Below are 20865 nucleotides of genomic sequence, written 5' to 3' on the forward strand. Positions count from 1 at the left end.
CGTATGCGGGGAAACTCGCACGTACGGTTCTCGGGGGGCCCGGCTTTCGCAAGAAAGTCGGGCTACCCGACAAGCACTCGCCCGCGGTTCCGCGCCTCAGTGACCACTCAGCGCGCAGCGCGTGAGCAGAGGCTTCGCGACACTGTCCCAGCCAACCGATTCTGCATGACCGAACCTGAAGCAACCGACGTTTTCGAGCCGAAAAAAGTGCTCGCCCAATTGCCGCATCTGCCCGGCGTCTATCGCTATTACGATACGCAGGGCACGGTGCTTTACGTGGGCAAGGCGCGCGATCTCAAGAAGCGCGTCTCGAGCTACTTCACGAAGACCCAACTGTCGCCGCGCATCGCGATGATGGTGACGCGCATTGCGCGCATCGAGACGACCGTCACGCGTTCCGAGGCCGAAGCGCTGCTGCTCGAAAACAACCTGATCAAGGCGCTGGCGCCGCGTTACAACATCCTGTTTCGCGACGACAAGTCGTATCCCTATCTCAAGCTGACCGGTCACAAGTTTCCGCGCATGGCGTACTACCGCGGCTCGGTGGATCGCAAGAACCAGTACTTCGGGCCGTTCCCGAGTGCGTGGGCGGTGCGCGAAAGCATCCAGATCCTGCAACGCGTCTTCCAGTTGCGTACGTGTGAGGATTCCGTGTTCAACAACCGCACACGGCCGTGTCTGCTGCATCAGATCGGCCGTTGCACGGCCCCGTGCGTCGCGGCGATTAGCGAAGAAGATTACGCGCGCGATGTCGCCAACGCGTCGCGCTTTCTGCTCGGCCGCCAGGGCGAAGTGATGAAGGAGCTCGAGCAGAAAATGCACGCGTTCGCGAGCGAACTGAAGTTCGAGCAGGCTGCGGCGGTGCGCAATCAGATGAGCTCGCTGTCGACGGTGCTGCATCAGCAGGCGATCGAAGTCGGCGGCGATAGCGATGTGGATATTCTCGCGGTGGTTGCCCTCGGCGGGCGCGTGTGCGTGAACCTCGCGATGGTGCGCGGCGGACGTCATCTGGGCGACAAGGCGTATTTTCCGTCGCACGTGGAAAGCGCGTTGACGGTCGGCGAGGGCGGGCTTGAACAAGGCGGCGACGATGAACTGCTGGTCGATGTCGCGAGCGGTGCGGGTCTGGTGTCTGACGAGGCTGCAAACAGCGTGAGCGCATCGTCCGATGCAACCGACGCGCTCGCAATCGCCGGGGAGATGCCGTCCGAAGAGGATGATGACGAGGCAGATGCTGCTGTCGAGGCCGAAGATGAAGAGGGCGATGCGGCCGAGTCCGAAGTCGAGCCTTCGGCGCCACGCAAAGGCCGTGCAACCGTCGGCGGCATCGAATCTGAAGTGCTGGAGGCGTTCATCGCGCAGCACTACATCGGCAATCGCGTCCCGCCGGTGCTCGTGGTCAGCCATGCGCCGTCCACACGCGAGCTGGTCGATGTGCTGATCGAGCAGGCCGGCCATAAAGTGACGGTGCTGCGCCAGCCGCAAGGTCAACGGCGCGCATGGCTCGCGATGGCCGAGCAGAACGCGCGGCTCGCGCTCGCACGCCTGCTCTCGGAACAAGGCTCGCAGCAGGCCCGTACGCGCGCGCTCACGGACACGCTCGGCATGGAGTACGACGATCTCGCGCATCTGCGTATCGAGTGCTTCGACATCAGCCACACAATGGGCGAGGCGACGCAGGCATCGTGCGTGGTGTATCACCATCACAAGATGCAGTCGTCCGAATACCGGCGCTACAACATCACCGGCATTACGCCCGGTGACGACTACGCGGCGATGCGCCAGGTGCTGACGCGCCGCTACGAGAAGATGGTTGCGCAGGCGGCTGCGAACGCCGCGGACGAAGCCGCCGAATTGCAAAGCGACGCAGCCGCGGATCCGTCACTCGCAGCGGATGCCGCGGAACCGGCTGCGGCCGGCGGCATCCTGCCGACTATCGTGTTAATCGACGGTGGCAAGGGTCAGGTTGAAATCGCGCGCCAGGTGTTCACCGAACTGGGTCTCGATACCGGCATGCTGGTCGGTGTCGCGAAGGGCGAAGGACGCAAGGTCGGTCTCGAAACCTTGATTTTCGCGGACGGCCGCGCGGCGCTCGAACTCGGCAAGGAAAGCGCTGCGCTGATGCTGGTCGCGCAAATTCGTGACGAGGCGCACCGCTTTGCGATTACCGGTATGCGCGCGAAGCGCGGCAAGACTCGCCAGACCTCGCGGCTCGAAGAACTCGAAGGGGTGGGCGCGAAGCGGCGTCAGCGGCTGTTGGCGCGCTTCGGCGGGCTGCGCGGGGTGGTCGCGGCCAGCGTCGAGGATCTGGCGAGCGTCGAAGGAATTTCGCAGGCGCTTGCCGAGCAGATCTATCGGCAGTTGCACTGATTGCGGTACGCCACGCTGCCCGAGGAGGGGCAGCGAGCGGTCGATAGGTGGCGCAGAAGCGCTCAGCAAGCGGGTGATAAGTGTCCGGCAAGCGGTGCTCCGGCGCTGCACGTGCCAGGCCCAGCGTGCCGCTTTGCTTGTGGCAGGCCCTGTGACACGGCACAATTGCATCTCCCTTGTCAGACGCTGCGCCTGCCCATGCCGTTTAATTTCCCGATTTTCCTGACTTGGCTGCGGATCGTCCTGATTCCGCTCGTCGTCGGCGTGTTCTATTTGCCCGACATGATGATGAGCCCGGCACACCGCAATCTGGCGGCCGCCACGATCTTCATTCTGGCGGCACTCACCGACTGGTTCGACGGCTATCTGGCCCGCAAATGGAATCAGACCTCGGCGTTCGGCGCATTTCTCGATCCGGTCGCCGACAAGCTGATGGTGACGGCTGCGCTGCTGGTGCTCGTGCAACTGGCGCGGATCGATTCGGCGATCGCGCTAGTGATCGTCGGACGCGAGATCGCCATCTCGGCGCTGCGTGAGTGGATGGCGCAGATCGGCGCATCGAAGAGTGTCGCGGTGAATTCGCTCGGCAAGTTCAAGACGGTGTGCCAGATGGTCGCGATTCCGATGCTGCTGTTCTACGGGCCGTTGCCGTTCGGTGGCGGGGTGTCTGTCGATACGCGCGTGTGGGGCCTGTGGCTGATCTATCTGGCCGCGTTCCTGACGATCTGGTCGATGCTCTACTACATGAAACTCGCGTGGCCGCAGATCCGCGAGCGGAGTGGCGTCGCCTGATTGGAAAACGTTCGGGGCGCGATGCCCGAGCGGTTGAAGCGTGTCCGAACGTCGGGCAAGCGTGAGTGAAATCTTTTCAGTTAAAGACATTCGCAAAAGGGGTTGACACGTTTCAGTCGTTTCTCCATAATCTCGTTTCTCCGATGCACGCAGTTTGAAGCGCGGCAGCAGTAAGAGAGCAGTTGCAGTAATAAGGCAGTAGTTAGCAGGGCAAAAGCAGCACATTGCGGGAGTAGCTCAGTTGGTAGAGCGCAACCTTGCCAAGGTTGAGGTCGCGAGTTCGAGCCTCGTCTCCCGCTCCAAATTTTGAAGCAACGCGTTGTTTGGCGAAGTAAAAGTGCAAGGCGTTGTGAAGTAGGGCAATGCGGGAGTAGCTCAGTTGGTAGAGCGCAACCTTGCCAAGGTTGAGGTCGCGAGTTCGAGCCTCGTCTCCCGCTCCATACATAAGGGGAAGCAACGCTTCCCTTTTTGTTTGGTGGGTCAGTCCTTACGGTTACCCACCAGACAAATCTGAGAATCTGCAGCTAGGTTCCAGTCCGCTTGCGGCGCGATAGCAAAGCGGTTATGCAGCGGCCTGCAAAGCCGTTTAGGCCGGTTCGACTCCGGCTCGCGCCTCCAGTAGTTGATGTAAAGAAAAGCCCCGACTTGTCGGGGCTTTTCTTTTATCCGGCGTCGTGCACCTCGTACTTCGTGTCTCTCCTTTTAGCCTTGGTACTCAGGTCGCCGCTTACGATACGCCGCTGCGTCCATGTCCATCTGCGCGCAACGCTATAGTTCGCAGACTCCAACGCTCCCTCATCGACATCATGCGCATCCAGGATATCGAACGCCGCTCCTTCTATTTGCGCCTGATCTACGCGCTATGTCTGTGCGGCGCCACCTGGGCGCATCTGCAAGCGGCTTTGGTCCATGGGCTCTGGTGGGACTACGGCGGCGCGGCGCCGCTGACACAAATCTACTGGACGTCACTGCTCTTTATCAACCCGCTCACGGTTCTGTTATTACTGTTGAGTCCGAGAGCAGGGCTGATCCTCTGTGTCGCTGTCATCGTGACAGACGTGGTGCACAATTCATGGTTCGCGCTGCATCATCCGATCCGCATGGACCTGTACGTTTCGCAGATCGCTTTCCTGCTGTTCGTCGCGTTCACGGTGCGGACCGCGTGGCGAGGGGCCGCGAGCCGGGCCGCCGCGCTGCGCGCCGCTGATTGAATTGCCCGATTGCCGCTTTGCGCAATTGCCCGTCTACACGAGGCTGCATGTACCTACAACTCACCGGCACCAACGTCCGTCTGCTCGGCTCGATGCATCTGTTTCCGGCGACGAGTCGCAGAACGCCGCCGTGGATCGCCGAAGCGTATGACTGGGCCGAATCGCTGGTCTTCGAATCCGATCCGCCGACGATCCTGCCGTTTCTGAAGGCTCCCCCGCAGGGCGGTGCCGATCAACTGCAGCCTTTGCTATCCGCCGATGCCTGGAATCGGCTGCAAGCTGTGTGGCCCGTCGAGGGTCCGTTGGCGCCGCTCGTCGATCTGCGTCCGTGGGCCGCGTTGATCGTCGCGCCGACGCTATTCCAGCAGGTCGTCGAAGGTGTCGAGCCGCGCATGCTGCGCTCGGCGCTCACGCAAGCCAAACCGTACCAGTATCTCGAGACCGCGCAGGAGGTGGCGGCGTCGCTCGAATCGATTTCGCTTGAAGCAGTTGGCACCGCGCTCGGCATGCTGATGTCCGATCTCGACGAACCGCAGCGCACGCTCGAGCGGATGCACACCGCGTGGCTGCATGGCGATCTGGAAGCCGTGCATCAGATCGCTGTCGAGTCGCCGATGTTCAATCTCCCCGGCATCCGCCACGCCATTCTCGATGCGCGCAATCGCGCGTGGGCGGCGCGTGTGACGGCGCTGCTCGGGCGGCCGGAGCGGACTTTGGTGGTGGTGGGCGCGCTGCATTTGTGCGGACCCGGTAACCTGATCGACTGTCTCGCACAGCCCGTCGAGCCGGTTTTTGCAAGCGCGTAGCAGGATTGCGGCTGGCGGCCGCATCAACGCGATTGACCGCGAAGCGTCCTGAATGCGTGGCGTAACGGGGGTGCGATCGGGCGCATGGCGGCTGAATGCAGCAGGCGTGTGTGGGTCCGCCGACGAACTCGCCAATATCGGCGCGACGTAGCCTCAGATCGCCCCACGCGGCATAATTTCGCATTGCCGCTGCCCCTTCCAGGCGCACCTCTTTTTGAAGCCTCTCCATGACCGAACCGCTGCAAACTGCCGCCACGCGACTGGCGCAACTCGAATGGCGCTGGAAAGCGTTCGAAGACCTCACGGCCGCCGAAGTCTACGCGATGCTGGCCGCGCGCAGCGCGGTGTTCGTCATCGAGCAGAACTGCTTGTATGGCGATATCGACGGGCTCGATTCAGATGCCTGGCACCTGTTTGCCTTTGGCCCCGGTGAAAAGAAGCCGCCGCTCGCGGGCTATCTGCGCGTGCTGTTGCCGGACGTCGACGACACCGATATCCGCATCGGCCGCGTACTGAGCACGGCGGAATTCCGCGGCATCGGCGTCGGCAACGCGATGCTCGAACGCTCACTCGCGCACATCCGGGCGCAGTGGCCGGGTACGCCGATCCGTTTGCATGCGCAGGCGCATCTGCAAGGCTTCTACGGGGCGTTTGGCTTTACGCCGGTGTCGGAGATTCACGAAGAGGACGGCATCCCGCACGTGTGGATGCGTTCGGCTTAAAAAACCGGGTCGCAATCGGACTCGGTGCGCATGCGCCGACCGGCTTCAAACGCCGCGACGACTTCAATCGATTCGAAATGCTCAGCGCTGGCTGCTCGCAGGCACCGACGCGGGCTGCGTCAAGCCTTGCGTCGCCTTAACGTGCCGCTCGCCGCGCAGACGTCCGCGTGCCGACAGCCGCATCCAGTGACGCAACGCCAACAGCGCGCCGATCACGCTCATCATCGAGCCCGGAATCCACAGCAACAGCCCGCCGATTTGCTGATCGCGCATCGGGCTCAGCCACGTGAAGGCGCGGCCGCAGATCGAGTAGATCGGATAGAGCTCGCGCGGCGTAAAGAAGATAAATGCGCCGAGCATGATCTGCGGCGGAATCGCAGCAATCACCACCAGTACGCGCTTGCCGGGCGACAAACGCGCCGGCGGCGCAGGACGCGGATCGAGCACGAGCCACCAGAACAGCAGCCCGTCGATCACCATGCTCCAGTTCATCACGCGATAGAGCCGCCAGTCGAGCATCGCCACGAAATGAATTGGCGACATCAGCCAGAAGTAGATCAACCCGACGAACAACGTGACGGCGACTACCGGATGCATCACCACGTCGAGCAGCTTGCGTACTACCGGAGTCTCAAGCGCCGGCCGCACGAAGCGCTGCCGCCAGCTGAATGGAATGCCCGCACGCAACGCGGCGCCCGGATACGAGAGGGCGATAAAGAACGGCCCGAGGTGATGCAGCACCAGATGCTGCGCGCGATGCATGAAGAACTCATGCTCGAAGAAATAATCGAGCCGCGTATGCAGCGCGACATACAACGCGACCAACCCGAACCAGAAGGAAATGCGCCGGCGAATCGACACCTTCGCCTTGTGCGCGCCGCGCACGAAAAGAATCGCCGGCACCAGCAAGGCGATGACGACGGTCGGCGAAAACTCCCAGGGGTCGAGCCAGTAGAGCAGGTTCATCGCGGGACGTTACTTGGTCTGGGCGGGCGACTTGACGGCGAACGGCGTATCGAGCGTTTCGCCGTCGGAGAACTTCAGCGTCAGATGCACGGTGTCACCTGGTGCGACCTTGTGCTTCGCGTCTTCGAGCATCACGTGATAGCCGCCCGGCGCAATTGCCACCTGGCCGTGCGCGGGCACTGTCAGCTTGTCGACCATCACCATCTTTTGCGTCGAGCCGTTCGATACGGTTTGATGCAGCATCGCATCGCCGTAGTCGTTGCTGGAAATATCGACGAGGTCGACCGGCTTGTCGCTCGCGTTCACCAGCGTCACGTAGCCGGCGGCGGGGAGGTTGTTCGGCAGCCAGCGCACCCACGCGTCTTTGACGCTGATCGCATTGGCACCGGCGGCATGCGCGGCCGATGCGAAACCGAATGAGAGGGCGAGCGTGCAGCTCAGTGCGGCGAACGTTTTGATCTTGATCGACATGGGTGAACTCGGGAAAGGTCAGGAGCGGTCATCAACGATGCGGCGCAGGTCTTGTGCGATAGCATCGGGAGTATCGTGATCGGTGGCGAGCAGGCGCGCGTGGCCTTGCGGATCGAACACGTAGCAGGCCGAGCTATGGGTGACTTCGTAGTTGCCGTTGGGGTCGCGCTTTTCCATCTGATAGGCGACCCGGTAACGCTTGGCGAGCGACTCGATCTGCCAGTCGGTACCGGTCAGGCCCTCGGCGTGCTGCGAGTCGAAGGCGCCGACGTAATCATGCAGCGCTTTGGGCGTGTCGCGTGCCGGATCGACGGTGATGAACAGGATGCGCACTTTTTGCGCGTCCGGGCCGAGTTTGCCGAGCACCTGCATCAGGCGACCCATCGTTTCTGGGCAGACGTCCGGACAATGCGTATAACCAAAGTAGACGAGCGAGGTGCGGCCTTTGAACGAATCACCGGTTACGGTGCGGCCGTCGTCGCCAGTTAGGGTGAAATCGAGATCCGGCAAGTGGCCGGTCACGTTGGTCAACTGGAACGGTTCGGCGGGATGTGTGCAGCCGGCTAGCGCACCGAGCGCGCCCACCATGACGGTCAACGCGACCAGGCGCCCGGGCCACGGCTGGCGTGGCGTTAAGCGGTTCGACTGTTGGTGGCGGGACGAGAGGATGGGGAACAAAGCAGGGTTCAATGACTCGATTGAAGAGCGGCGCCTGACGCTGCCCGTAAACGGACTCGGTTGGTTCGTGCCAGGCGGGCGGCCCGTCATGGTGTGCAAATAGGGTTGTCGCTGCAATGGTCTGTGTGGCAGCGACTGTATCGCAAAATCTCCAAAGACGTCGCGCAGCGCCCGCGGGCGCGCGGTTTGCGAGGCAATTTGACGCAGGCGGCTGAAAGCTCGCTGAAGCCCGATTGTTCTCTTTTTGAACGCAATCGTGAGCAGCGCCGGCTGCGCTACCCGGCCAGGCTTGTGTCCCGGCTTACTTTCTCGAAAAATTGACGGATGCGCGGTAAGATGCGCACACTTTTCCGGCCGCAGAAGGCTGAAAGGCAAAATTAACCGATGCAAGCACTTCCGGCTGTTCTGTCTCCTGGTGAGACGGCATTTTTCTTCGACTTCGATGGCACGCTCGTCGAGCTCGCGCCCACGCCGGACGGCGTGCTGGTGCAACCGCGCGTGATCGTGTTGCTGAGCGAGTTGCGCAGTCTCACGAATGGCGCGGTCGCGATCGTGTCGGGCCGCGGTATCGACAGCATCGACGGTTTTCTCGGCATGCCCGATCTGCCGATTGCCGGTCTGCATGGCGCCGAGCGGCGCGACGCGAACGGCGACACACAGCGCATCGGTTTTCACGACGAACGCCTGTTGCGCATGGAGCAGGTGCTCGCGCAGGTCGTCAACGAACATCCCGGCATGCTGCTCGAGATCAAAGGCGCGGCGCTCGCGCTGCACTACCGCAACGCGCCCGACCGCGAACCGGTGGCGCGCGAGGCGACTGAGCGGCTGGTGGCCGATTATCCCGGCTCGTATGTGCTGCAGCCGGGCAAGATGGTCTACGAAATCAAGCCGAAGGACGTCGACAAGGGCCGCGCGATGCGCGCGTTTCTGGAAGAGCCGCCGTTCGTGGGCCGCACGCCGGTGTTTGCCGGCGACGATCTGACCGACGAGAAAGGCTTTGCTGTCGTCAACGAGCGCGGCGGCCTGTCGATCAAGGTGGGTGCGGGAGACACGATGGCACATACGCGCATCGAGTCGGTCACGGCGCTGCTCGACTGGCTGGAATCGATTGTCGCGACCGCGCGCGGAGCGTGATCTTGACACCGCCGGTGGCGCCCCATCCCCTAACGACCATGACTTACTGCATCGGGAATCGCGCTTCATGAGCCGACTGATCATCGTATCGAACCGGGTTGCGCCGATCTCGGAGGGCGGCCCGGCGGCGGGCGGCCTGGCGGTCGGCGTGTATGACGCGCTGAAGGAAACCGGCGGCATGTGGTTTGGCTGGAGCGGCGATGTGCTGAGCTCGGGCCAGCCGCAGATCAAGGTGGAAGAGCGCGGACCGGTGACCTTCGCGACCATCGCGCTGATGCGCCGCGACTACGACCAGTACTACCGCGGTTTCTCGAACGCCACGCTGTGGCCCGCGTTCCACTATCGCGCCGATCTGCTGCAATACGACCGGCACGACTTCGAAGGCTACTGCCGCGTCAACGCGTGGCTCGCTCAGCAACTGGTCCCGCTATTGCGCGAAGACGACGTGATCTGGGTCCACGACTATCACCTGATTCCGTTCGCCCAGGCGTTGCGTGCGGCCGGCGTGAAAAATCGCATCGGCTTTTTCCTGCATATTCCGTTTCCGGCGTCGCAGGTATTGCTGGCGGTACCGCCGCATCGCGAGCTGGTCGAAGCGCTGTGCTCGTTCGATCTGCTCGGTTTCCAGACCGCGCCGGATTTGCGGGCGTTCTGCGACTACATCGTCAATGAGGCGAACGGCACGGTCGACGTGTCAGCCAGCGGACCGCTGACCGTCCATGCGTTCGGCCGCACCTTGCGCGCGGCGGCGTATCCGATCGGCGTCTATCCGGACGAAATCGCCGGGCTCGCGAAAGCGGGCGAGCGTGGCAAACCGGTGCGCACGATGAAGACGGCGCTGCATTCGCGCAAGCTGATCATGAGCGTGGACCGCCTCGATTATTCGAAGGGGCTGGTCGAACGTTTCCGCGCGTTCGAGCGCTTGCTGGAACATTTCACCGCGCAACGCAACCAGGTGTCGTTCCTGCAAATCGCACCGCCGACGCGCGCCGACATGCACGCGTACCAGGACATCCGCCTGCAGCTCGAAGGGGAGTCGGGGCGCATCAACGGCCGCTTTGCCGAACTGGACTGGACACCAATCCTGTACATCCATAAGCAGTACGAGCGCTCGGTGCTGGCTGCGCTGTTTCGCACGGCGCATGTCGGCTATGTCACGCCCTTGCGCGACGGCATGAATCTCGTCGCCAAGGAGTATGTGTCGGCACAGGATCCGGACAATCCGGGCGTGCTCGTGCTGTCACGCTTTGCCGGCGCCGCGCAGGAACTGGATGGTGCGCTGATCGTGAATCCGGTCGACATCGACGGTATGGCCGAGGCGTTGGCGAGAGCGCTGGAGATGCCGCTTGTGGAGCGCCAGGCGCGTCATCGCGACATGATGGTGCAATTGCGCGAGAACAACGTATCGGTGTGGCGCGACAACTTCATGCGCGATCTTCAGAGCGTCGATGGTGCGAAGAGCACCAGAACCGTGAAGGTGCGTGCCGGATCGGGCAAGAAGACGGCGCGCGAAACTACGGTCGGATAGGTGGTTTTCGGGCCCGATTAGAAGCGCCTTTGGAAAACAAAAAAGCCGCACGAAAGCGGCTTTTTTGTTTATTGCTGCGGGTGTTGCTGAAGCAGCAGAAGGCGGTGTGTTGACTAGACCACGTGCTGTTCGTCCACCTTCTTGCCGCCGACATGCAGCGTGGTGCCCTTGCCGTACTGCTTCGAAAGCAGATCGCGATACAGGCCCGGCCGCTGGCGCAACTCTTCCGGACTGCCGTCGTCGATGACCTTGCCTTGGCTCATCACGATGATCCGGTCGAAGTTGTTCAGTGTCGACAACCGGTGCGCGATCGCGATCACCGTACGGCCCACCATTAACCGGTCGAGCGCCTTCTGAATCGCTTCTTCCGATGCGCTATCGAGCGCCGAGGTGGCTTCGTCGAGCAGCAGGATCGGCGCGTTCTTCAGGATTGCGCGCGCAATCGCGATGCGCTGGCGCTGTCCGCCGGAGAGCTTGACACCGCGGTCGCCGACGATCGTGTCGAACCCTTCCGGCATGGCTTCGATGAAATCGCTGCAGCGGGCTTCGCGCGCGGCGGCGACCACTTCTTCCCGGGTCGCTTCAGGGCGGCCGTAAGCGATGTTTTCGTACACCGTGCGATGGAACAGGGAAATATCCTGCGGCACCAGCGCGATTGTGTGGCGCAGGCTGTCCTGGGTGATCGCAGCAATGTCCTGGCCGTCGATCTTGATGGCGCCGCCCTGCGTCTCGTAGAAACGCTGCAGCAGCGCCAGCACGGTGGATTTGCCCGCGCCCGACTTGCCGATCAGGCCGACCCGCTGGCCCGGCTCGATATGCAGGTCGAAGTGATCGAGAATCGGCCGGCGGCGCGGGTAGGCGAACGTCACGCCTTCGAAATCGACCCGGCCGCCTTGCGGCACGAGTTCGGTGGCGCCGTCGCGGTCCGGCATGCCGTGCGGCTCGAGCAGGGTGCGAACGGCTTCCGCGAGCCGCGCGACGTGCTGCGTGACGTCGACCAGCGCTACGGCCAGATCACGCGTGCCGTGCAGAATCGTGAAGCCGAGCGAGCTGACCAGCACGATGTCGCCGGAGGTCGCACGGCCTTGATCCCACAGCCACAGCGCCCAGCCCAGCAAGCCTGCCGACAGCAGCGCGGTGATCACCGCATGCAGCAGGCGCAGCTTTTCCAGATACAGCAGGCTCTGCTGGCGCGCTTCCATTTCCGCTTTGACAGTCGCGCCGAAACGCTGCTGCTCGCGAAACGTCATGCCGAAGGCGCGCACGAGGCCCATGTTGCTGATCACGTCGACCAGCTCACCGTCCACCGACGCTGCTTTCGTGGCGAAATGGTGATGTCGCGCCGAGCCACGCCCGGCAAGTTTGTAAAGCACGACCGACAGAATGGCCGAACACAGCATCAGGCCGCCCGCCATCAGCGGATTCACGGCGGTGATCATGACGATCGCGCCGAGCACGGCGATACACGGCGGCAGCACGTTCCAGGCGGTGGTGTTCTCGGCGGTGTAGACCGCGTTCGAGGTTGCCGTGATGCGGCTCGCCAGCATGCCGGGCTGTTTCTCCGAGTAGTAGGTCGGCGAGTGGCCGCTTAAATACTGGAACAAATCGCGCCGCAGGTCGCCAGTTACGGCCACGAAGGTGTGCGCAGCCACCCATCCGCCGACCCGCCACAACAGGTTGTCGGCGGCAATCAGGCCAACCAGGATGGCGAACGCGCCCCACAGCGGACCGGGATGATGCCGGCCTTCGCCGAGCACATCGATCAGATGCTTGATCGCGTATTGCGAAGCGAGCGCACAGCCCACGGCCGCGAACACGCTGCACAGGACGATCGCGTGCGCGAGCGGATGGCGGCGAATAAAGCGGAAAAGAAACGCAAGCGGCCTGTGCGCATAGCTTGCAAGCTTTGCGTTCTGGGCATTACGCTGGGCGATGGTTAAGTGTTCCAATTGATCGTGAGGTCGGTGTGGTTCAGGTTGTGCATGCAAGGCATGGGCCACAGCAAAAGCGCTCGCCGCGAAGCCGATGCTTCGCATTGTAAACATGCAAAAGCGATTGCGCCCTGTGTATCCGGGCTATGGCGCGACTGATTTCGCGATAGACGACCGCGACCTACTGTTGCTCGACCCGCCGATCGGGCGGTGGTTCACGCAGGCTGCGGAATATTTCGGGATATAATTACAAATTGCATTCAACTGCGGTGCGGCATTTCTTCAATGCCTGCCGGCAAAGTTGACACAGGAGCTTACAGCGGCCGTCTTCGGGTCAGCGTTGCAAGCCAGTTGCTACTGTAGAACTGTCTTATAAAACAAGGGTTTGTAAAGTGTTTCGCCTTTGTAACAACGTAAAGACTTTGAAATGTTGTGGTGCAGCGAGATCCCCGGCATTGATAATGCATGCTCTGCTAGCCCACCGAAATATCTGACAGTTTGTCAACGTAGGTGCCATGTGTGCGTTTACCGGCACATGCGCAGACAGCGAACTGCTGATCTGGGCTCACTACCCAAGCGATCCATCGCAGGATTTCTCGAAAGAATCAGGCCCGCGCCGGCATATCCGGCCAGACTGCCCTGGCGAGCAAGCGAATCGCTTTTACCAAACGCAGTACTTTTGCCTGATTTTTTACGAGGAGTTCTTCATTATGCGAATCGCTCAAATCGCTCCCTTGCACGAGGCGGTTCCTCCCAAGCTTTACGGCGGGACGGAACGTGTGGTGTCCTACCTGACCGAAGCGCTGGTTGAACAGGGCCATGACGTCACGCTTTTCGCAAGCGGCGATTCGCAAACCTCGGCGAAGCTCGAAGCGTTCTGGCCGCAGGCGCTGCGCCTCGACCCGACCATCCGCGACGTGATGGCGCCGCACATGCTGCTGCTGGAAGAAGTGCGCCGCCGCGCGGACGAATTCGACGTGCTGCATTTCCACATCGACTACTACCCGTTCTCGCTGTTCGCCCGCCAGCCGGTGCCGTTCCTGACCACGCTGCACGGCCGTCTCGATCTGCCGGAACTGCAGCCGATCTTCAACACGTTCAGCGACGTGCCGGTGGTGTCGATTTCGGACAACCAGCGCATCCCGCTGCAACAGGCGAACTGGCTGCAAACCGTTTATCACGGGCTGCCGGAAAACGTGCTCACGCCGATCAAGGACGTCGAGCCGGGCTACCTCGCATTCCTTGGCCGCGTCTCGCCGGAGAAGGGTCTCGACCGTGCGATCCGCATCGCCGGCCAGGCAGGCATGAAGCTCAAGGTCGCCGCCAAGATCGACAAGGCCGATCGTGCCTATTACGAAGAAGTGATCAAGCCGCTGATGGCGCTCCCGCACGTCGAATACATTGGCGAAATCGGCGAAACCGAAAAGCGTGAGTTCCTCGGCAACGCGCATGCACTTGTGTTCCCGATCGACTGGCCGGAGCCCTTCGGTCTGGTGATGATCGAAGCAATGGCTTGCGGTACGCCGGTGATCGCGTTCAACCGTGGTTCGGTGCCGGAAGTGATCGAAAACGGCGTGTCGGGTTTCGTCGTCGAAGACGAAATCAGCGCGGTCGCCGCAGTGAAGCGTCTGCACACGCTGCCGCGCACCGGAGTGCGCAAGGCATTCGAAGCGCGCTTCTCGTCGAAGGTTATGGCGAAGAACTACGTTGCCACCTACGAAGAGCTGCTGCGTCAGAAGCATCGCACGGTGCTGCGCGAAGTGAACGCCAGTTGAGCGCCAGCTAAGTACGGTACGTAAAAGCAGCCGGACCGGCTGGCCGGGCGCGCGCTTTCGGCGCCCAGTGATCGATGGTCCGGCTGCCCCAGCAACGCCCCGCGTGCATCTCGCCTGCGGGGCGTTGTTGCATGCGCGCCGCGATTTTGCGCGTATGCGGCAGAAAGTACGGTTTTGGGACCGGCAAGCATGAGCCTGTCTCGGTAATATCCCTATAATGGCCGTGCCGCAAATCTGGCTGCGGCGCCGTCGACGACAGGAGGATGCTTTGGCGAGAACGAAAGAGACGCGTGCGAACGCGGCGCCCGGCGCCGGAATGATTTTCGCGCTGCGCGCCATCGGTCTCGTGCTCCTCACTCGCTGGCTCTTTTCGATGGCGCAGATGGACCTGGGCGCGTCGTTGTCGGCGATGGTGTCCTCGCCGTGGGCGTGTATCAACCTGGTGTTCCTGTTCCTGCTGATCTTCCTGCCGGGCGCCCGCGCCGTGGCCGAGCGCCCGTTGCATCCGCTGCCGCAATGGTTGCGGCAGGCGGTGCGTCTGTTTGCTTTCCTCGGATTCCTGTTTGCTGTCTGGTCGGTCGGCGCATTTGCGGCGAGCGCCGGTTGGCGCCGCGCCGCGCAGGCGGTGGCGGCCACCAACGGCTGGCTGTTGGCGGCACCGGCGTTGTATGCGGCGGTGGTGTGGATTTGCCGGCCGCGCGCGCTGTGGCGAACCAATATCGCTGCGCGGCGCTTTGCAATCGGCCGCTATGCGGTCTCGCTCGATCCGGCCACGCGCACGGTGGTCGTCTGGGCCGAGCGTCGCAAGGTGGGGCAGTACGACGCTCGCGAATTGTCCGTGCGCTGGGCGGCGGCGCCAGGCATGGGCGCGCCGCCGGCGCCTGCCCCGGCGGTGGCGTTCGGTGTTGCCGGTGAAGCGGGTCGACCTGCAGCGCCGCTCGGTACGGTCGGCGCGCCTGCGCTGGTGCGCAGCGGCTTCGGCCGACGTCCGAAAATCGAATTGCTGTGGGATTCGCCGGCTGCGGCGGGACACAATCGGCAAACCGTGTTCCGCGCCGCGCTGACTACCGAGGGCGATCGGGTCGCCGCGCGAGCGCTCGACACATCGTTGCGGCAAGTCTGAAACTGTCGCTCCGGACAGTCAGCTACAACACGCGGGCGAAGCAGACATCGTAAAGTGCGGTAGTCGATAATAAGACATGTAAGAAAAAGTGCCGCCCGGCGTTTCGGTGGGCGAGTGAGAGATACATCGATCGTATTGCGTCGTTTGCAGGAGTCGCTATGCTGGTTCGCTGGTTGCTTGCCGCCCTTCATCTACTTGCTTATGGCTTTGCCCTCGCGTCGATTCTTCGGCGCACCTGGTCATTGCGGCGAGCCAGCGTGCCTGCTGCGCTGCGATCCGTATTCCGCTCCGACTCGCGGTGGGGTCTTTCGGCTTTGGTGCTGATCGTCACCGGTCTGATGCGCGCCTTCGGCGGTTTCGAAAAGGGCGCCGACTACTACCTGCATGAGCCGCTCTTTCACTTGAAGATGACGCTGCTCGTGCTGATACTCATTTTCGAAGTCCCGACGATGCTCGGCCTGATGCGCTGGCGCGCAAGTATCAGAAAAGGCACAACGCCTGATTTGCGAAAGGCGCGTACTTATGCGCGTTTCAGTGTGATCCAGACCGTGCTGCTGGTGTTGATGGTGTTCGCGGCGACCGGCATGGCGCGCGGCATCGGGCTGCCTGCGGGCGTGGTGTAGGTGTGGGTAAGTGTGCGTAAGCCTGCAGAAAACGCCTGTTACGGCGGCTTCTGCAGGACGTCCCGCACGCTTCTTCGCAATTTACTTCTCGACTAGCAAGTCCGAATCATCGCGTCGATTCGCCTTTGCGGCATTGGTCTTGTGCGTGACCTCAGAATCGCCGAGACCCTTGATCAACTCCAGCGCCTGACGTTCGAACAAGCGCCTGTACAAGCCGTTCTCGAGTCTGATCAACGCCTCGTGACTACCTTCCTCGATGACCTTGCCCTTGTCCAGCACCAGCAGTCTGTCCAGCGCTCGCACGGTGGACAGACGGTGCGCCACCACCAGCGTCGTGCGGCCCATCATCAGCCGTTCCATGGCCTGCTGGATCAGCACTTCGCTTTCGCTGTCGAGGCTCGAGGTCGCTTCGTCCAGAATCAGGATCGGCGCGTCCGCGAGAAACGCCCGCGCAATCGCTACACGCTGACGTTCGCCACCCGAGAGCTTGATGCCGCGTTCGCCCACCAGCGTGTCGTAACCTTGGGGCAGCGCCGCGATAAAGCCGTGCGCACTGGCAAGCTTCGCGGCGCGTTCGATCTCGGCACGGCTCGCGCCGGGCCGTGCATAGGCGATGTTCTCCGCCAGCGAGCGGTGGAACAGCACCGGCTCCTGCTGAACGATGGCGATCTGGCTGCGCAACGACGCCTGCCGCACACGGGCGATATCCTGACCGTCGATCGTGATCCGGCCTTCCGAAATGTCGTAGAGCCGCTGGATCAGCTTGATGAAAGTCGTCTTCCCCGAACCCGAGTGCCCGACCAGTCCGACGCGTTCTCCCGGCGCGATGCGCACGGAGAAGTTGTCGTAGAGCGGCGTGGCTTTCGCACCGTAGTGGAAGGTAACGTGCTCGAAGCGAATTTCGCCTTTGCCGATCGCGATTGGGCCTGCGCCGGGGCGGTCTTCGATACCAAGCGGCTGGCTCTCGAGCGACACCAGTTCTTCCATGTCGTTGACCGAACGCTGCAGGTTGCGGATGTGCATGCCCACGTCGCGCAGATAGCCTTGCAGCATGAAGAACATCGTCAGCGCGAACGTGATGTCGCCGACGCTTGCTTCGCCGCGCACCCACAACAGCAACGCGGCGCCGAGAATGGCGGCCTGGATCGCCACCAGCATGCTGCCCTGCACGCCGCCGTTGATCGTGCCGCGAATCCACGTGCGGCGCGTGCGATGACGCCACTTGACGATCACACGCTCGAGCAGGGCTTCTTCGCGCGCTTCGGCGCCGAACGCTTTCACCACGCCATTGCAGCTGACTGCGTCGGCGAGGGCGCCGCCCATGCGCGTGTCCCACGCGTTAGCGAGGCGCGCGGCGGGCGCAACGAAGCCGAGCGACAGGGCCACGGTCGCCGCGATATAGAGCACCGAACCGATACCGACGACCGCGCCCATCATCGGCCAGCGCCAGCCGAGCAGCACCGTTGCGCCGACCAGCATGACCAGCGACGGCAGCAGCGCGACCAGCAACGTGTCGTTGAGCAGATCGAGCGCCCACATGCCGCGCGTGATCTTGCGCACGGTGGATCCGGCGAAGCTGTTGGCGTGCCAGTCCGTCGAAAAGCGTTGCACGCGATGAAAAGCGTTCCCGGCGATCTCGCTCATCATCTTGAGCGTCAGCCTGATAAGGTTGAAGAACACGCCCTGGCGAAGCAGTGTGGCGCCGAGCCCGAGCGCACCCAGCACGCAGAAGGCCGTGATCGCCGCGTGCCACGCGACGGCGTCGCCGGCGGAGCCGGATGCGATCGCGTCGACGAGCCGCCCGGCGAACATCGGCGTTAGTACGTCGGCCAATGCCGAGAGCAGCACCAGCGCCGCAATGACGAAGATGCGCCAGGGCTGTTTGGCCCAGTGACGGAAGGTGAAGCCAAGGACGTCCTTGAAGGCTTGTCCACGAAAGTCGAGTTTTTTTCTAGTCATTTGCCACGACCCGATGGCGCGCGAGCGCACCGAGGTTCCAGTCAGAAGCGAAAGGAAGAGACAGTCAAGCGAGCCGCGCTGTGTTGACAGCAATGCCGGCAATGAGACTACGGACTGTCTGGAATTTGCGCGGGACGCCTGGTCAGGCAGAACCGCGTGAGCGACAACGCGACAAACTTAAGGTCGCGAGAACGGTCGTGAAGCCATCCCAGGGAGAGCGATATGCACTGCGAACATGTGACGCCTCCCTGTAGTCGAATGAAGTGAAGGAATGGACGGGGCGAGTGCCCGAAAACTGACTATATCAGCAGTATTTCGCGGCCGCAATCGTACGAAAAGTTCGGTGTTGACTTCGAAGCGGAGCGGGCGCAGATGTAGATGCGTATCAACGCACACACACGTGATCAATCCGGCGCGCGCATGCCTGGAAACAAACAGAATCAAGCGGAAGCAAAAACAAAAAAGCCCTCGACTTTCGTCTAAGGGCTTTCTCTTGCGGTTCTTCGGGAACCAGCGAATCTGGTGGGTGGTACAGGGATTGAACCTGTGACCCCTGCCGTGTGAAGGCAGTGCTCTACCGCTGAGCTAACCACCCGAAGAGAGCCGAATTATGTCAGGGATTTTTCGACTCGTCTAGTACTTTTTAAGTGGTTTGCTCATCCGCGGCCGCAGCCGGAGCCGGTTCGAGACGCCACACGCTCGTGCCTTTGACCGCTTTGTCGAGACCGTCGAGCACGGCCTGATGTTCGGCGACTTCGTCGTCGCTCGCGGCGATCACGACCAGATTCAGCGAATCGATCGCGATGCGCGGTGCGCTCGCATCGCCGCCGCCGTGCGAATCGCCGAGCATGTCGATAACGAGGCTCTCCTGGCCGCGCGTCATTGCCAGGTAAACCTCGGCAAGCAGTTCCGAGTCGAGCAGTGCGCCGTGCAAGGTGCGGTGTGCGTTGCTGATGCCGAAGCGGTCGCACAGCGCGTCGAGCGAATTGCGCTTGCCCGGGAACATCTGCTTGGCGCGCGCGAGCGTATCGATGATCTCGCCGCAGTAGGTTTTCACCGGCGGCAAACCCAGCAACGCAAATTCGGCATCGAGAAAGCCGATGTCGAACGGCGCGTTGTGAATGATCAGTTCCGCGTCCTGAATGAAGTCGCGAATCTGATCGGCAATCTCGGCGAACTTTGGCTTGTCGCTCAGGAACTCGGTGGTCAGCCCGTGAACGGCCAAAGCGCCCGGATCGCTTTCGCGTTCCGGGTTGATGTAGAAATGCAGGTTGTTGCCCGTGAGCCGGCGGTTCACCATTTCGACGCAACCGAGTTCAAGGATCCGGTCGCCGGTTCGTGCATTCAGGCCGGTGGTTTCGGTATCGAGGATGAGTTGACGCATGTCGGATTAGCCTGCTCTAAAAAAATCAGCGAAAAAGAAGGGCGCGCGCGTGGGTGTCGCCGCGGGCATCACAACACGCATCACATCTCCGCGAGTGACGCGACGCCGCGATTGGCCAGTTGATCCGCGCGTTCGTTTTCCGGGTGGCCGTTGTGACCGCGCACCCAGCGCCATTCAATTTCGTGCTGCGCGACGAGCGCATCGAGCCGCTTCCAGAGATCGGCGTTCTTCACCGGCTGCTTCGCGGCGGTGATCCAGCCTTTTTTCTTCCAGCCGTGAATCCATTCGCTGATGCCTTTCTGCACGTACTGCGAGTCGGTATGCACGACGGCCTTGCAGGGACGCTTGAGCGCCTCGAGCGCGCCGATCACGCCCATCAGTTCCATGCGATTGTTGGTGGTGTTGGGCTCACCGCCGAACAGTTCTTTTTCCTGGTCGCCGAAGCGCAGCAGCGCGCCCCAGCCGCCGGGGCCGGGGTTGCCCTTGCAGGCGCCGTCGGTATAAATATCGATGATGTCGGGAGTCATTGAGTGTGGTTGCGTGTGTTCGGAGTGGCGGCGGGTGCGAGGCCCGCGGCGAGGACAGGTTTCTTCACTTTCAGCGGACCGACGAGGCGCATGCCGCGCACGCGCTTGATCGCCTTGATCATGTAGGTGGCGCCGAAAATCGGCCACCAGCGGTCGCCGGCGGCTTCCATGAAGCCATAGCGGGACAGCCATTGTTCGCTGCCGAGCGGCGGACGATAGCAGCCGAAGCGCCCGCGTTCAAGGTCGAAACCCAGCAATTTGATCCAGTCTTTCAGGCGCGTGAAGGCGATCAGGTCAACTGCGGCGGGCACGAACGGCCGGCCCGTCATCTTGCCGACCGATTGGCGCGCGCCCCATAGCGACAGCGAATTGAAGCCGAGAATGATCAACTGGCCTTCAGGCATCAGCACGCGTTCCGCTTCGCGCAGCAGCCGGTGCGGGTCGCTCGTGAATTCCAGTGTATGCGGCATCACGATCAGGTCGACGCTTTGTGCTTCGAACGGCAAGTCGAGCAGATCGCACCAGACAGCGCTGCGTCCAGCGGGCGCAGGCAAACCCGCGGGCAGACCTTGCGCGGCGCTGTTACCCATGCCCTTGCCCGAGCCATTCCCGGCGCGCCCGAGGCCGCGCGGAAAAGTGTAGGGCGCACTCGCGCCGCTCGCTGCGTCGAGCACGAGCCCGCGGCAGGGCATGCGGTTCTCGCGCAGGGCGTCGAGCTGCGGCAGGCCGAGTTGCAGCGCATGGTAACCGAACACGTCGGACACCACGCGATCGAGCTGGGTCTGTTCCCACTCGAGTACGTAGCGGCCGGGTGGTGAATCGGTCCAGGCAGGCCAGTCTATAATTGCTCGATCAGTCATATCAG

General features: G+C 62.4%; 18 protein-coding genes and 4 tRNA genes. 13 read left to right on the plus strand and 9 right to left on the minus strand.

From position 1 onward, the window contains the following. The first annotated feature begins 165 nt into the window (after positions 1–165). The 8 genes from uvrC (at position 166) to M0D64_RS14860 (ending at position 5901) form a co-directional block, all read left to right on the plus strand. Positions 166–2370, plus strand: coding sequence for an excinuclease ABC subunit UvrC (uvrC, locus tag M0D64_RS14825; RefSeq protein WP_266258243.1), 2205 nt, complete (start codon positions 166–168; stop codon positions 2368–2370). Between the two features lie 198 nt (positions 2371–2568). After that, positions 2569–3162 (plus strand): CDP-diacylglycerol--glycerol-3-phosphate 3-phosphatidyltransferase, encoded by a 594-nt coding sequence (gene pgsA, locus M0D64_RS14830; RefSeq protein ID WP_266258244.1) that lies wholly within the window; start codon positions 2569–2571, stop codon positions 3160–3162. 226 nt (positions 3163–3388) lie between these two features. Further along, a tRNA-Gly gene (locus M0D64_RS14835) sits at positions 3389–3464 on the plus strand. A 62-nt stretch (positions 3465–3526) separates the two neighbouring features. Next, positions 3527–3602: transfer RNA gene (locus M0D64_RS14840), tRNA-Gly, on the plus strand. A 104-nt stretch (positions 3603–3706) separates the two neighbouring features. Continuing rightward, positions 3707–3780, plus strand: a tRNA-Cys gene (locus M0D64_RS14845). Positions 3781–3968: 188 nt separating this feature from the next. Continuing rightward, on the plus strand, positions 3969–4373 hold the full coding sequence (locus M0D64_RS14850; RefSeq protein ID WP_266258245.1) for a hypothetical protein: 405 nt from the start codon (positions 3969–3971) through the stop codon (positions 4371–4373). Between the two features lie 47 nt (positions 4374–4420). Further along, on the plus strand, positions 4421–5179 hold the full coding sequence (locus M0D64_RS14855; RefSeq protein ID WP_266258246.1) for a TraB/GumN family protein: 759 nt from the start codon (positions 4421–4423) through the stop codon (positions 5177–5179). 227 nt (positions 5180–5406) lie between these two features. After that, the gene (locus tag M0D64_RS14860; protein ID WP_266258247.1) at positions 5407–5901 is read left to right on the plus strand and encodes a GNAT family N-acetyltransferase; all 495 of its coding nucleotides are present in this window, start codon (positions 5407–5409) and stop codon (positions 5899–5901) included. Positions 5902–5982: 81 nt separating this feature from the next. Here M0D64_RS14860 and M0D64_RS14865 read toward each other — a convergent pair whose 3' ends face one another. Genes M0D64_RS14865 through M0D64_RS14875 form a run of 3 tightly spaced genes read right to left on the minus strand, consistent with a single transcriptional unit; the run spans position 5983 to position 7926 of the window. Then, entirely contained in the window at positions 5983–6867 is an 885-nt protein-coding gene (locus tag M0D64_RS14865; protein ID WP_266258248.1) for a cytochrome c oxidase assembly protein, read from the minus strand. Positions 6868–6876: 9 nt separating this feature from the next. Beyond that, positions 6877–7338, minus strand: coding sequence for a copper chaperone PCu(A)C (locus M0D64_RS14870; RefSeq protein WP_054036246.1), 462 nt, complete (start codon positions 7336–7338; stop codon positions 6877–6879). Positions 7339–7356: 18 nt separating this feature from the next. Further along, a complete protein-coding gene (locus M0D64_RS14875; protein WP_266258297.1) occupies positions 7357–7926 on the minus strand; it encodes an SCO family protein in 570 nt (189 codons plus the stop codon). 474 nt (positions 7927–8400) lie between these two features. On the opposite strand from M0D64_RS14875, the gene otsB reads away from it, so the two are divergent. Further along, a complete protein-coding gene (gene otsB, locus M0D64_RS14880) occupies positions 8401–9150 on the plus strand; it encodes a trehalose-phosphatase (RefSeq protein WP_266258249.1) in 750 nt (249 codons plus the stop codon). A gap of 67 nt (positions 9151–9217) precedes the next feature. Beyond that, positions 9218–10678, plus strand: coding sequence for an alpha,alpha-trehalose-phosphate synthase (UDP-forming) (otsA, locus tag M0D64_RS14885; protein WP_266258251.1), 1461 nt, complete (start codon positions 9218–9220; stop codon positions 10676–10678). 113 nt (positions 10679–10791) lie between these two features. Here otsA and M0D64_RS14890 read toward each other — a convergent pair whose 3' ends face one another. Further along, positions 10792–12627: an ABC transporter ATP-binding protein gene (locus M0D64_RS14890; RefSeq protein ID WP_154565280.1), complete on the minus strand. Its 1836-nt coding sequence runs from the start codon at positions 12625–12627 to the stop codon at positions 10792–10794. A 692-nt stretch (positions 12628–13319) separates the two neighbouring features. Between M0D64_RS14890 and M0D64_RS14895 the strand changes: the two genes are divergently transcribed. The 3 genes from M0D64_RS14895 to M0D64_RS14905 all read left to right on the plus strand — a co-directional run bounded on the left by M0D64_RS14895 (position 13320) and on the right by M0D64_RS14905 (position 16130). Next, positions 13320–14384, plus strand: coding sequence for a glycosyltransferase family 4 protein (locus M0D64_RS14895; protein ID WP_154565279.1), 1065 nt, complete (start codon positions 13320–13322; stop codon positions 14382–14384). Between the two features lie 268 nt (positions 14385–14652). Further along, entirely contained in the window at positions 14653–15507 is an 855-nt protein-coding gene (locus M0D64_RS14900) for a hypothetical protein (RefSeq protein WP_266258252.1), read from the plus strand. A 158-nt stretch (positions 15508–15665) separates the two neighbouring features. Further along, on the plus strand, positions 15666–16130 hold the full coding sequence (locus tag M0D64_RS14905; protein WP_266258253.1) for a DUF2214 family protein: 465 nt from the start codon (positions 15666–15668) through the stop codon (positions 16128–16130). 81 nt (positions 16131–16211) lie between these two features. Here the strand turns inward: M0D64_RS14905 and M0D64_RS14910 are convergent, their stop codons facing one another. From M0D64_RS14910 to M0D64_RS14930, 5 genes are all read right to left on the minus strand, one after another. Then, positions 16212–18089: an ABC transporter ATP-binding protein gene (locus tag M0D64_RS14910; protein WP_266258254.1), complete on the minus strand. Its 1878-nt coding sequence runs from the start codon at positions 18087–18089 to the stop codon at positions 16212–16214. Between the two features lie 520 nt (positions 18090–18609). Further along, positions 18610–18684, minus strand: a tRNA-Val gene (locus tag M0D64_RS14915). 48 nt (positions 18685–18732) lie between these two features. Beyond that, positions 18733–19473, minus strand: a complete 741-nt coding sequence (gene dnaQ / locus M0D64_RS14920) for a DNA polymerase III subunit epsilon (RefSeq protein WP_266258255.1) — start codon at positions 19471–19473, stop codon at positions 18733–18735. Positions 19474–19553: 80 nt separating this feature from the next. Beyond that, positions 19554–20000, minus strand: a complete 447-nt coding sequence (gene rnhA / locus M0D64_RS14925) for a ribonuclease HI (protein WP_093640388.1) — start codon at positions 19998–20000, stop codon at positions 19554–19556. Further along, the gene (locus M0D64_RS14930) at positions 19997–20860 is read right to left on the minus strand and encodes a class I SAM-dependent methyltransferase (protein WP_154565273.1); all 864 of its coding nucleotides are present in this window, start codon (positions 20858–20860) and stop codon (positions 19997–19999) included. Before M0D64_RS14930 ends, rnhA begins: the two co-directional genes overlap by 4 nt. Between the last annotated feature and the right edge of the window lie 5 nt (positions 20861–20865).

The sequence above is a fragment of the Paraburkholderia sp. WS6 genome (assembly GCF_030464835.1).
In the GTDB taxonomy this organism is placed as follows: Bacteria; Pseudomonadota; Gammaproteobacteria; order Burkholderiales; family Burkholderiaceae; genus Paraburkholderia; species Paraburkholderia madseniana.